Origin of the sequence: Alloalcanivorax xenomutans (genome assembly GCF_900217905.1) — a bacterium.
In the GTDB taxonomy this organism is placed as follows: Bacteria; Pseudomonadota; Gammaproteobacteria; order Pseudomonadales; family Alcanivoracaceae; genus Alloalcanivorax; species Alloalcanivorax xenomutans.
This window is the reverse complement of sequence record NZ_OBMO01000021.1, coordinates 1-12,664: the sequence shown is the minus strand read 5'-3', so window position 1 is coordinate 12,664 and position 12,664 is coordinate 1. Positions and strand designations below refer to the sequence as shown.

The 12,664-nt window shown below is 59.7% G+C and carries 13 protein-coding genes; 2 read left to right on the top strand and 11 right to left on the bottom strand.

From position 1 onward, the window contains the following. Window positions 1–7 precede the first annotated feature (7 nt). The 11 genes from atpG to mnmG form a co-directional block, all read right to left on the bottom strand. Entirely contained in the window at window positions 8–868 is an 861-nt protein-coding gene (atpG, locus tag CRO06_RS16065; RefSeq protein WP_022997364.1) for a F0F1 ATP synthase subunit gamma, read from the bottom strand. A 23-nt stretch (window positions 869–891) separates the two neighbouring features. Beyond that, the gene (atpA, locus tag CRO06_RS16060; protein ID WP_022997365.1) at window positions 892–2,436 is read right to left on the bottom strand and encodes a F0F1 ATP synthase subunit alpha; all 1,545 of its coding nucleotides are present in this window, start codon (window positions 2,434–2,436) and stop codon (window positions 892–894) included. Between the two features lie 16 nt (window positions 2,437–2,452). Continuing rightward, a complete protein-coding gene (locus CRO06_RS16055; RefSeq protein ID WP_022997366.1) occupies window positions 2,453–2,989 on the bottom strand; it encodes a F0F1 ATP synthase subunit delta in 537 nt (178 codons plus the stop codon). 15 nt (window positions 2,990–3,004) lie between these two features. Next, window positions 3,005–3,475 carry a F0F1 ATP synthase subunit B gene (locus tag CRO06_RS16050; protein ID WP_022997367.1) on the bottom strand — a complete coding sequence of 157 codons (471 nt, stop codon included), beginning with the start codon at window positions 3,473–3,475 and terminating at the stop codon, window positions 3,005–3,007. Between the two features lie 35 nt (window positions 3,476–3,510). Then, complete coding sequence (gene atpE, locus CRO06_RS16045) at window positions 3,511–3,738, bottom strand: F0F1 ATP synthase subunit C (protein WP_014996732.1); 228 nt, start codon at window positions 3,736–3,738, stop codon at window positions 3,511–3,513. Between the two features lie 43 nt (window positions 3,739–3,781). Continuing rightward, complete coding sequence (gene atpB / locus CRO06_RS16040) at window positions 3,782–4,690, bottom strand: F0F1 ATP synthase subunit A (protein ID WP_097058864.1); 909 nt, start codon at window positions 4,688–4,690, stop codon at window positions 3,782–3,784. A gap of 24 nt (window positions 4,691–4,714) precedes the next feature. Next, complete coding sequence (locus CRO06_RS16035) at window positions 4,715–5,143, bottom strand: ATP synthase subunit I (RefSeq protein WP_022997370.1); 429 nt, start codon at window positions 5,141–5,143, stop codon at window positions 4,715–4,717. A gap of 250 nt (window positions 5,144–5,393) precedes the next feature. Then, window positions 5,394–6,317: a ParB/RepB/Spo0J family partition protein gene (locus tag CRO06_RS16030; protein ID WP_097058863.1), complete on the bottom strand. Its 924-nt coding sequence runs from the start codon at window positions 6,315–6,317 to the stop codon at window positions 5,394–5,396. 71 nt (window positions 6,318–6,388) lie between these two features. After that, entirely contained in the window at window positions 6,389–7,201 is an 813-nt protein-coding gene (locus tag CRO06_RS16025; RefSeq protein WP_022997372.1) for a ParA family protein, read from the bottom strand. A gap of 27 nt (window positions 7,202–7,228) precedes the next feature. After that, window positions 7,229–7,846: a 16S rRNA (guanine(527)-N(7))-methyltransferase RsmG gene (rsmG, locus tag CRO06_RS16020; RefSeq protein WP_022997373.1), complete on the bottom strand. Its 618-nt coding sequence runs from the start codon at window positions 7,844–7,846 to the stop codon at window positions 7,229–7,231. Next, window positions 7,843–9,729, bottom strand: a complete 1,887-nt coding sequence (mnmG, locus tag CRO06_RS16015) for a tRNA uridine-5-carboxymethylaminomethyl(34) synthesis enzyme MnmG (protein ID WP_022997374.1) — start codon at window positions 9,727–9,729, stop codon at window positions 7,843–7,845. The genes rsmG and mnmG overlap by 4 nt, the downstream gene beginning before the upstream one ends. A 153-nt stretch (window positions 9,730–9,882) precedes the next feature. Between mnmG and CRO06_RS16010 the strand changes: the two genes are divergently transcribed. Next, window positions 9,883–11,589, top strand: coding sequence for a potassium/proton antiporter (locus tag CRO06_RS16010; RefSeq protein WP_231504704.1), 1,707 nt, complete (start codon window positions 9,883–9,885; stop codon window positions 11,587–11,589). A 70-nt stretch (window positions 11,590–11,659) separates the two neighbouring features. Next, window positions 11,660–12,469 (top strand): SDR family NAD(P)-dependent oxidoreductase, encoded by an 810-nt coding sequence (locus CRO06_RS16005; RefSeq protein ID WP_080531807.1) that lies wholly within the window; start codon window positions 11,660–11,662, stop codon window positions 12,467–12,469. Window positions 12,470–12,664 lie beyond the last annotated feature (195 nt).

Sequence of the window (12,664 nt, the reverse complement as noted above, 5' to 3'; positions counted from 1 at the left end):
CAAGCCGTTATACCGCGGCGGCACCACCAACGATTTCGGAAATTTCCTGCGTAATGGCTGCCTGGCGCGCTTTGTTGTACACCAGTTGCAGATCACGAATGATGTCACCGGCGTTATCACTGGCCGCCTTCATCGCTACCATCCGCGCCGCCTGTTCGCAGGCATTGTTCTCTACCACACCCTGGTATACCTGGGACTCGATGAACCGCACCAGCAGTTCATCAAGCAGCTCCTTGGGCGCCGGCTCATAGATGTAGTCCCAATGGCGCTTGAGCTCTTCATCGTCGCCCGGCTCCAGCGGCAGCAACTGGATCTGCTTGGCCTGTTGCGTCATGGTGTTCACGAATTCGTTGTACATGATGTACAGACGATCGATCTCACCAGACTCATAGGCTTCCAGCATGACCTTGATGGAACCCACCAGGTCTTCCAGATGCGGGGTATCGCCAAGACCGTTGACGGTGGCTTGCACATCACCGCCCATGCTCTTGAAGAAGCTGATTCCCTTGGAACCCACCAGGCAATAGCTTACCTTGGCACCCTGTTCCTGCCATTCGCGGGCGCCTTGCACCACTTTCTTGAGCAGGTTCACGTTCAGGCCACCGCACAGACCCCGGTCGGAGGTCACCACGATATAGCCCACGCTTTTCACTTCCCGCTCTTGCAGGTAGGTGTGCCGGTATTCCAGATCAGCGTTGGCAAGATGCGCCACCACCTGACGAATGCGGGTGGCGTAGGGCTTGCTGGCAGCCATGCGGTCCTGCGCCTTGCGCATTTTGCTGGCCGCCACCATCTCCATTGCACGGGTGATCTTCTTTGTGCTCTGGACGCTAGAGATCTTGCCTTTGATCTCTTTACCGCTAGCCATAGGACTAATCCTTTTTTAGCGAATTACCAGGTTTGGGTGGCCTTGAACTGTTCGATGCCTTCTTTGATACCGGCTTCGATTTCGTCGTTGTAGTCACCCTTCTCGTTGATCTTATCCATCAACGCTTTCTGTTCGCTGTTCATATAGTCCAGCAGAGCCGCTTCAAAGGCGCCGATCTTCTCGACTTCGATACCTTTCAGGTAGCCTTCGTTGGCGGCGTACAGCACCACGCCCATTTCGGCGATGCTCATCGGGCTGTACTGGTTTTGTTTCATCAGCTCGGTAACCGCCTGACCATGCTCCAGCTGTTCGCGAGTAGCGTCATCCAGGTCGGAAGCGAACTGGGCGAAGGCCGCCAGTTCACGATACTGAGCCAGTGCCAGACGAATACCGCCGCCCAGCTTCTTGATGATCTTGGTCTGGGCCGCGCCGCCCACACGGGATACGGACACACCCGCGTTCATCGCCGGGCGGATGCCGGAGTTGAACAGGTCGGTTTCCAGGAAGATCTGACCGTCGGTGATGGAGATCACGTTGGTCGGTACGAACGCGGAAACGTCACCACCCTGGGTTTCAATGATCGGCAGCGCGGTCAGGGAACCGGTCTTGCCTTTCACTTCACCGTTGGTGAATTTTTCCACGTATTCTTCGTTTACCTTGGCGGCGCGCTCCAGCAGACGGGAGTGCAGGTAGAACACGTCACCAGGATAAGCTTCACGGCCCGGCGGGCGACGCAGCAGCAGGGAGATCTGACGATACGCCCAGGCCTGCTTGGTCAGGTCATCATAGACGATCAGGGCATCTTCACCGCGATCACGGAAGTATTCGCCCATGGCGCAACCGGCGAACGGCGCCAGGAACTGCATGGAAGCCGGATCGGAGGCGGAAGCCGCCACCACGATGGTGTTTTCCATCGCTCCATGTTCTTCCAGTTTGCGCACCACGTTGGCGATGGTGGACTGCTTCTGACCAACCGCGACATAGACACAGCGAACGCCGGAATCTCTCTGGTTGATGATGGCATCCACCGCCACAGCGGTCTTACCAATCTGACGGTCACCGATGATCAGCTCACGCTGACCACGGCCAATCGGCACCATGGAGTCGATGGACTTATAACCGGTCTGCACCGGTTCGTTCACCTCTTTCCGCCAGATAACGCCGGGGGCTACTTTTTCCACCGCGTCGGTCTGGGCCGCATTGATCGGGCCCTTGCCATCGATCGGGTTACCCAGGGCATCCACCACGCGACCCAGCAGTTCCGGACCGGTGGGTACTTCCAGAATACGGCCAGTACAACGGACCTTCTGGCCTTCGGCCAACCCCAGGTAATCACCCAGGACCACGGCACCGACTGAGTCCTGCTCAAGGTTAAGGGCCATGCCGTAGATGCCGCCTTCAAACTCGATCATCTCACCGAACATCACGTCGGCAAGACCATGAATGCGCACAATACCATCGGATACGGATACCACCGTACCTTCGTTGCGTGCCTCGGTGGAGGTATCAAGTTTTTCAATGCGGGACTTGATAATCTCGCTGATTTCGGACGGGTTGAGTTGCTGCATCTCTAGTCCCTCAAACTCAAGAGTTCAGTTGCTCTGCCAGACGGTTCAGTCGGCCACGCACACTGCCATCAATTACGGTATCACCGGCTCGAACCAGCACGCCGCCGATCAGGGCGGGGTCCACGGAAGTGCTGATTTTCACTTCGCCGCCGAGACGTCTTTTCAGAGCATCGACCAGTCGGCTGATATCGGCGTCTTCCATCTCGTAAGCGGAGATGAGTTCCACATCCGTGAACGCTTGCTGTTCGGCCAGCAGTTCGTGGAATAACGCCAAAATCAGCGGCAGAAGCGACAGGCGCTTGTAGCGCGCCAGTTGGGCAATGAAATTACGGCCGCTCTCGTCCAACACATCGCCGCAAACCTGGGCAAAAGCGTCGACTTTAGCGGCGTCGTCCAGTTGGGGCCGATCCAGAAAGGCGCGCATGGTGGCGTCCTGCGCCACAGCCGCCATCGTGGTCAGCATCTGTTCCCACTTGTCCAGGACCCCTGCTTCCTTAGCGTACAAAAAAGCCGCTTTGGCGTAGGGGCGTGCGATGGTGGTCAATTCAGCCATGGTTTACCCGTTTACTCAGAGTTCAGCCGCCAACTGGTCCAGAAGCTGCTTGTGAGTGTCGCGGTTGATTTCACCACCGAGAACTTTCTCGGCGCCGTTCAACGCCAGTGCGGACACTTCCTTACGCAGCTGCTCGCGAGCCTGATTGACTTCCTGCTCAATCTCAGACTGGGCTTTGGCAATCAGACGCTCACCTTCGGTGCGGGCCTGATCTTTCGCTTCTTCCACAATCTGATTTGCTCGGCGGTTGGCCTGTTCAATGATTTCGGCCGCCTTCTCTTTTGCTTCCTTGAGATTGGCCGTCGCTTTTTCCTGAGCCAGCTCCAGATCACGCTCGGCGCGATCAGCGGCACTCAGGCCTTCGGCGATCTTCTGTTTTCGTTCTTCCAGTGCCCGTGAAATGGGCGGCCAGACGAACTTCATGCAGAAGGCGACGAACAGAGCGAACCAGATGGCCTGGCCGATCAGTGTCAGGTTGATATTCATTGCGCCTCCTTAAATCGGGTGCGGCAGCAATCGATTTAAGCCGCAAACATCAGATACATACCCAGTACCACTGCGATAATCGGCACGGCGTCCAACAGACCAGCGATGATGAACATGCGGGTTTGCAGCATCGGACCCAGCTCGGGCTGACGCGCAACGGATTCCAGGAACCGACCGCCCATCAGACCAAAGCCGATACCGGCGCCCAGTGCGGCCAGACCAGCCATGATGCCAGCAGCGAGAAGGTTGATATCTTCCATCATTACACTCCCGTTAAGTGCTTTTCAGTTAAGGTAAAAACAGTGCTTAGTGCTCTTCGGTCGCCATGCTCAGATAAACGATGGTCAACACCATGAAGATGAAGGCCTGCAGCGTGATAACCAGAATGTGGAACACCGCCCAGGGCCAGGCACCCACCGCCTGCCAGGTACCCAGCATGGCGGCGGCAAGAATAAAGACGAACTCACCAGCATACATGTTGCCGAACAACCGCATGCCCAGAGAGACCGGTTTGGCCAGCAGGGATACCGTTTCCAATACAAGGTTGATCGGAATCAGAATCACCATGGCCAGCTTGTTCGGAGCGCTGAAGGGATGCAGGGCCAATTCACCGATGAAGCCACCGATGCCCTTCGACCTCAGGCTGTAGAAAATAATCAGGAAAAACACCGTGATCGACATGGACAGAGTGATGTTCGGGTCCGTGGTCGGCACGATCTTGAAGTAGGCTTGATGCGCGTCCCAACCGGCGAAGGTCACCATGACCCATTCAAAGGTCTTGGGAACAAAATCCACCGGGATCAGGTCCATCAGGTTCATCAGGAAGACCCAGCAGAAGATCACCAGGGACAGAGGAGCGATCAGCTTGCTCTTGCCGTGGAACGAGTCACGCACCTGAGTGTCGATGAAACCGATGATGACTTCGACGAAATTCATGAAGCCGGACGGCACGCCGGCACTGGCCTTGCGGGCGCCCAGCCAGAACAGGAAACACATCAGAATGCCGAGACCGCCGGACCAGGCCAGAGAGTCCACATGGAACGCCATGAAGCCCATATCAACGGCTTCCTGGCCATTACAGGCAAAGGTCCATGTGGATTCGGTCAGCGTTTGTTCATGACCATGGCAGGTACGTTCATAGCCGGCGGGCAATTGGCCATAGGTGAGGTTGCCCAAATGGTGCTTGATATACTCGCCGGTGGAGCTCGCTGCCATATCGATACCTACCTAGTCGTCAGTCTAGTCGTCTTGCCCGTCCCGCTCCGCTCCCAGGCGGCGATCCAGGCGCATCACCTGAATCCATCCGACAATCTGCGTCAGCAGAAACCCCAGAAGCAGGACCGTTACATTCCTGAACTCGCGCGAAAGCCGCACTTCGGCGAAGGTCAGCCCGAAGAGCGCGAGCATTATCAAAACTTTTCCGGCTTCGCCCCGGATGGCGGCACCCGCCATACGGTCGGGCTTGATATTGCCCGGATGAAGCCATACCTGGTAGCCACCCCAGGCGTATGCGATCAGGCTGATGGCCGAGCCCCAGGCTGCAAACAAGCCCGCGGTGGCATCCGCCAGCACCGTGGTCAGTATGGCGACAATCACCAAAGTGATGATTTGGGCGCGCATCAAACCCCAGAACAGTGTTCTGCGGGCTCGTAAGTCGAAACTGGTCACCGTGCTCCCGTGTTTGGCTACTGGTGAAAAATGCGATTCACCAGGCGAAGGTCGCGGGTACCCCCTGATCTTGGCGCGGGAAGTATATGGGGAAGGTTATCCGGTATCAACCGGCTGAGCGCGATAGTTTGGCCCAATTTGATAAAAAAGAGCCCAAAAAACAGACGGTTGCTCTTTCGTATACAAATAGGCTTTATTCGTATCCACCCAGAACTTGCAAAGCGTCCTCCTTTTTCAACCAAACGTCAAGTTACTTGATGTGGGACAAGATCCCGTCAAGTTCGTCCAGATTGTTGTAGCTGATCACCAGCTTGCCTTTTCCTCCCGAGCCCTGCTGGATTTGCACCGGCGCACCGAGACGATCGGACAGATCGGTGATCAGAGAGCGGACATTGGGATCTTCCTTTTTCGGCGCCGGTTTGGCCGGCTTCTGTTTCTCGAATTCCCTTACCAGCACTTCGGTTTGGCGCACCGAAAGCCCTTTGGCCACCACCACGCGGGCCGCTTCCACCTGCTTGTCCCCTCCGAGCGCCAGCAGCGCCCGGGCGTGCCCCATTTCCAGGTCACCGTGCTCAAGCAGCTTCTTCACATCCGCTTCCAGCGTCATCAGACGCAGCAGATTGGTAACCATGGCACGGGATTTCCCCACGGCATCCGCCACTTGCTGGTGGGTCAGGCCAAACTCATCCTTGAGCCGTGACAACGCCAGCGCCTCTTCCATCGGATTGAGGTTTTCACGCTGGATGTTCTCGATCAGCGACATGGCGATGGCGGCTTCATCCGGCACCTCACGGATCACCGCGGGAATGGAGTCCAGTTCCGCCATTTGCGCGGCACGCCAGCGGCGCTCACCGGCAATGATTTCGTAACGATTCTCGCTTAGTGGACGCACCACGATAGGCTGCATCACGCCCTGAGCCCGGATCGACTCCGCCAATTCCTCGAGAGCGTCGGCGGACATGTCCTTGCGCGGCTGGTAACGGCCTCGCTGCATGAACTCCACCGGCAGATGGCGCAGCTCCCCATCCCGGGGCGGACGTTGTTCCTGAGCAGGCTCAGCCGGGCTGGCCGCGGCGCCGACGGCGACTTCTTCCTGATGTTGCTGATAGCTCGCACTGGTGCTGAGCAGGGCATCGAGTCCTTTGCTGAGACCGCGTTTACGCTTTGCCGCCATGATTCAAACTCGCTCATGTTCGGTTGCGGTGGCGCTGCGCCACCGGAGATTATCGCCCGACGTCACTGCCTTCACGGCGTCTCGGGGGGCTGCTGGGAGGGTGCCGTCGATGCCACCGTCTGCTCGCGCCGCAGGATTTCACCGGCCAGCGCCAGATAGCTTACCGCACCCCGGGATTTGGGGTCATAGGTGATCACCGGCGCGCCGTGGCTGGGCGCCTCCGCCAAACGCACATTGCGTGGAATGATGGTGCGATAGACCTTGTCACCAAAGTGACTGATCAGCTGATTGGAAACGTCGTTGGAAAGGCTGTTGCGCGGGTCATACATGGTCCGCAACAGGCCGCCTATATGCAGCTTCGGATTCAGTACCGAGCGGATCTTCTCGATGGTGTTCATCAACGAGGTCAGCCCCTCCAGCGCATAGTACTCACACTGGATCGGCACGATAACGGAGTCCGCCGCCGCCAGGGAATTCACGGTCAGCATGTTCAGCGACGGCGGGCAGTCGATAATGATGTAGTCATAGCGGTCACGGATTCCGACCAGCGCGTCGCGCAGCCGGTACTCCTTGCTGTCCAGTTCCAGCAACTGCACTTCCGCGGCGGTCAGATCACCGTTGGCGGCCACCAGATCGAAGCCGGACTCTTCCGGCGTGATCACGATGGCCTCGGCCATATCAGCTTCGCCGAGCAACACGTCCAATATGGTGTATTCCGGTTCGTGCTTGTCGACGCCGGCGCCACTGGTGGCGTTCCCCTGCGGGTCGATATCCACCAGCAGCACCTTCTTGCGGGTAGCCGCCAACGACGCCGCCAGATTGACGCTACTGGTGGTCTTGCCGACCCCGCCCTTTTGGTTGGCAATGGCAAAAACGGTGGTCACGACGCTCCCTCTCATTGGCGACGCGCGTCATTGGCGACGCACGATCAACAACACCCTTGATTCCGCCAAACCGGGCACGCTCAGGGTTTCGCGTTGCACCCGCCAGCAGGCTGGCAGGGCTGCCATCTCCTGATCGGCGGCGGCGGCTTTCATCGCCAATAACCGGACATCGCCCTGCATCAGGGGTCCGAGTAACTCCAACATGTCCGGCAAGGCGGCGAAAGCGCGGCTGATAATCTGTGATGGAGCCTTACGGTACTGTTCCACGCGGGCGTGCACAACCTCCACGTTATGCAAACCCAGCTCCCGTCGCGCCTGACGGATGAAACGGAGTTTCTTGCCATTGCTGTCCAGCAGCACGAAGGACTGGTCCGGACGGGCCAGGGCCAGAGGGATACCGGGCAGCCCGGCACCGGTGCCCACATCCAGGGTGTCCACCGGTTCCACATGGGGCAACACTGCCAGGGAATCGAGCAGGTGGCGAGTGACCATCTCCGCTGGATCGCGCACGGCGGTAAGATTGTAGGCACGATTCCAGCGCACCAGCAGATCCCGATAGAGCAACAGGCGCTCCTGTTGCTCCCGGTCCAGGTCGATATTCAGTTCGGCCAGCCCCCGCGCCAGCCGCTGTTGATCTTCGGTCATGCCTGGCGGGCCGCCCGGTGCTGGTGCTTTTTCAGGTAGATCAACAACAGGGAAATGGCCGCCGGCGTCACGCCGGGAATACGGCCGGCCTGGCCGATGGTTTCCGGGCGAACCTCGGCGAGCTTCTGCTTGACCTCATTGGACAACCCCTGCACCTGGCCGAAGTCGAAGTCCGCCGGCAAACGCTGATGCTCGGCGGCGCGCAGCCGGGCTATCTCCGCTTCCTGACGGTCGATGTAACCCGCGTATTTGGCGAGGATTTCCATCTGCTCCACCACCGGCGGGGTCTCCGGTTCCAGCCCCATCGCCCCGATCAGGGCGTGGTAGTCGATTTCCGGGCGCTTGAGCAGATCCAGCAGGTTGTACTCGTGGGGCAGCGGCTTATCCACCAGGGCATTGATGCTGTCCGCCGCCGCCGTTCCGGGGCGCACCCAGGTAGCGCTCAGGCGCGCTTGTTCGCGCGCCATCCCCTCACGCTTTTCGTTGTAGGCGGCCCAGCGCTCATCGTCCACCAGCCCCAGCTCGCGGCCTTTCCCGGTCAAACGCAGGTCGGCGTTATCCTCACGCAGTAACAGGCGGTATTCGGCGCGGCTGGTGAACATACGGTACGGCTCGCGGGTGCCCATGGTGATCAGATCGTCCACCAGTACGCCCAGGTAGGCTTCGTCCCGGCGCGGCGTCCACGGCGCTTTCTCCTGGCTCATCAGGGCCGCGTTCAGCCCCGCCAGCAAGCCCTGGGCGCCGGCTTCTTCATACCCGGTGGTGCCATTGATCTGGCCGGCGAAGAACAACCCCGGCATGTGCTTGGTCTCCAGGCTGTGCTTAAGATCCTGGGGATTGAAGAAATCGTACTCAATGGCGTAGCCCGGCCGGGTGATGTGGGCGTTCTCGAACCCGCGGATGGAACGTACCGCCGCCAGCTGGATATCGAACGGCAAACTGGTGGAAATGCCGTTGGGGTACAGCTCATGGGTGTTCAGCCCTTCCGGCTCCACGAACACCTGGTGGCTGGTCTTGTCCGGATAGCGATTGACCTTGTCTTCCACGGACGGGCAATAGCGCGGCCCCACGCCTTCGATAACGCCGGCGAACATCGGGCTGCGATCAAAGCCGGAGCGAATGATCTCGTGGGTGCGCTCGTTGGTATGGGTGACATGACAACACACCTGGCGCGGATGGTCCTCCACCCTGCCCAGGTAGCTCATTACCGGCGTCGGGCTGTCACCCCACTGTTCCTCCATCACGGAGAAGTCCACGCTTCTGCCGTCAATACGCGGCGGCGTGCCGGTTTTCAGCCGGTCGACACGGAACGGCAGCTCACGCAGCCGGCGGGCCAGAGCATTGGAGGGCTGATCGCCGGCCCGGCCGCCCTGATGATTTTCCATCCCCACATGGATGACCCCGCCGAGAAAAGTTCCCGCGGTCAGCACCACGGCATCGGCGTGGAAACGCAATCCCATGTTGGTCACCACGCCCACACAGCGGCCCTGCTCGACGATCAGATCATCGGCGGCCTGCTGGAACAGTGTGAGATGCGGCTGATTCTCCAGAGCATGGCGGATAGCGGCTTTATAAAGGATGCGATCGGCCTGGGCCCGAGTGGCGCGCACCGCCGGCCCCTTGCGGGCATTAAGCACCCGGAACTGGATGCCGGCCTGATCGGTGGCGCGGGCCATGGCCCCGCCCAGGGCATCGATTTCCCGCACCAGATGGCTCTTGCCGATGCCGCCAATGGCCGGATTGCAACTCATCTGACCCAGAGTCTCGATATTATGGGTGAGCAAAAGGGTTTCCACGCCCATGCGCGCCGCCGCCAGGGCTGCTTCGGTGCCGGCGTGGCCACCGCCAATCACGATCACGCCAAATCGCTGGGGAAAATCCATGGAAATATCTCGCTCAGAGTGCTGTACCCGATCAGGGCTGTGCAAAATATGATCAGTCCGGGCGCGCTAGTATAGTGCCATGGGAATTAAAAGAAAGGCCCGGCGGTCTGTTATGATAATCCTTGTCTTTATCCTCCCCCCGATATTCCAGGAGTGCATTTGGATTCGTTGAATCTGTTTCTGCTGATCGGCACCGGATTGATGTTCATCGGGCTGCTTTTGGGCTCCCTGAGCACCCGCATCGGCGTACCGTCCCTGTTGATGTTCCTGCTGGTGGGGATGGCCGCCGGTGAGGACGGCATCGGCGGTATTGAATTCGACGATCTTTCCACCGCTTACGTCATCAGTAACATCGCCCTGGCGGTCATCCTCATGGATGGCGGCCTGCGCACCCGTATGGACACCTTTCGTCTGGCCCTGAAGCCGGCGCTGTCCCTGGCCAGCCTGGGCGTGGCCATCTCCGCCGCCCTGGTCGGCGCCTTCACCACCTGGCTGATGGGCGTGGACTGGCGCCTGGGGCTGCTGCTGGGCGGCATTATCGGCTCAACCGACGCGGCGGCGGTATTCAGCGTGATCAAGGGCGCCGGGGTCAATATCAATGAGCGGGTGGCCAGCACTCTGGAAATCGAATCCGGTCTCAACGACCCGATGGCGATCTTCATCACCCTGATGCTGGTCGGCGTGCTGGTGGAGCCGGACGCCGCCTTCGGCTTCGGCATGATCCTGACCCTGATCCAGCAGTTTGGCCTGGGGGCGATCATCGGCCTGGGGCTGGGCGCGGTGCTCAGTGAAATCCTGTTGCGGGTGCGCAGCAACGAAGGCCTGCACGCCTTATTACTGTGCAGCGGCGGCGCCATGGTATTCGCCCTCACCAATCTTGCCGGCGGCAGCGGCTTCCTGGCGATCTATCTGACCGGCCTGGTCGCCGGTAACCGCCGCGGCGGCACCGGGGACAACGTGTTGCGTTCCATGGACAGCATGGCCTGGCTTGCCCAGTCCGGCATGTTCTTGATGCTGGGCCTGCTGATCACACCGTCGGAGCTGGGCCAGCATCTGCTGCCCGCGTTGCTGGTGGCCCTGTTCCTGATGCTGGTGGCGCGGCCGGCGGCGGTGTGGGTGAGCCTGATTCCCTTTATTTTCACCTGGCGCGAAAAGCTGTTCATCGCCTGGACCGGTCTGCGCGGGGCGGTGCCCATTGTCCTGGCGGTGTTCCCGCTGTTGGCCGGTGTGGGCGAGACCCGCCTGCTGTTTGATATCACCCTGGTGGTGGTTTTGATCTCGTTGCTGGCCCAGGGGGCCAGCCTGCGCTACATGGCACGATTGTTGAAAGTCTCGGTACCAGCGACAGCGGCGCCGAAGCAGATGGTGCCCATGGCGCATTCCGCCAACCGCTATCTGATGCAATTCGAGGTGGAAGAAGGCGCCAAAGCCCAGGGCCAGCGGCTTGGCACCATCACCACCCAGCGTATCACCCCGGTGCTGATCATTCGGGACAAGGCTTTCCTCAATCTGTCCGAGGATCCACAAATCGAGGCCGGGGACATGGTCAGTTGGCTGGCGCCGCTGAGTGAACAGGACTATCTGTCGGACATGTGCCACAAGATCACCGTGGCGGAAAGACGCTATTTCGGCGACTTCATCGTGCGCGGCAGCGTACCGGTGGATCAGTTGGTGGCGGTATACGGTATCCATGAGCTGGAGGAGCGCCTCAAGGGCATGACCGTGGAAGCGGCCTTCGAGGATCGTTTCGGCCAACATGCCGTGGTGGGCGACACCCTTAAACTGGGCGGCCTGAGATTGCGCGCCCGCACCGTGGAAAAAGGGCGGGTGATCATGGCGGGCATCAAACTGCCGCAATAATTCACTGTAAAAATCAGGGATCGCAGGCCCTGTTTTGCGTTCAAGCGAGCAAAAGCCCAGGAGGGATTCGATGCGATTTTCTGGACACCGGGTTTTGATCACCGGCGCCGGGGCCGGCATTGGCCGGCTGATGGCGGAACGGATGGCCGGCCGTGGGGCGGAGGTGATCGTCACCGCCCGCCGCATCGACGCCGCCCGCGAGGTGGTGAAACATATCGCCAACGCTGGCGGCACCGCCCACGCCTATACCCTGGATGTGGGGAAGATCAGCTCGATCACCACCTTGCGCGACAAGATCCATGAGGAAGTCGGGCCGCTGACCATGCTGATCAACAATGCTGGCGTGGTGTTCGGCGGCGAATTCGAGAAAGTTTCCCTGGATCAGCATTTGCAGACCTTCAAGGTCAACAGCGAAGGCCTGATGGCTTGCACCCATGCCTTTCTTGACGATCTGATACAGGCACGGCGCGGCCATCTGGTGAATATCGCCAGCGCCTCCGCCTTCATCGGCCTGCCCTACGGCAGCAGCTATGCCGCCAGCAAATGGGCGGTGGTGGGTTTCTCCGAATCGTTACGCCTGGAACTGGCCGAACGCGGCCTGCGTAATGTGAAAGTCACCACGGTCTGCCCCAGTTACATCGCCACGGGTATGTTCAAAGGGGTAAAAACCCCATTGTTCTCCCCCATGCTGACACCGGACAAGGTGGTCTCCAGCATTCTCAAGGGCATCGCCGCCGGTGAGCCCTTCGTGATCGAGCCGCCCATGGCCCGTTCCGTGGAGCTGCTCAAAGGCGTGCTGCCGCGCCGCCTCTGGGATCAGGTAGCCAAATACACCGGCGTTTCCACGTCCATGTACAGCTGGAAGGGAAAGCACGACTGATCCGCTCCGGCCAGCTTCCCTCAGGGGGGTCTACGAAGGCTCTGTAGGAGCTTGCCCTGCAAGCGAATCGGGCTGAACTCCGAAAAAATTCGCTTGCGGGCAAGCTTGTATGGTTACCCGGCAAGTCTTAGAAAGAAGAGACTTGTCGGGGTGGAGGGACCAGGCAAGCTTCTGACCCTAGGGTACAGACTGTGG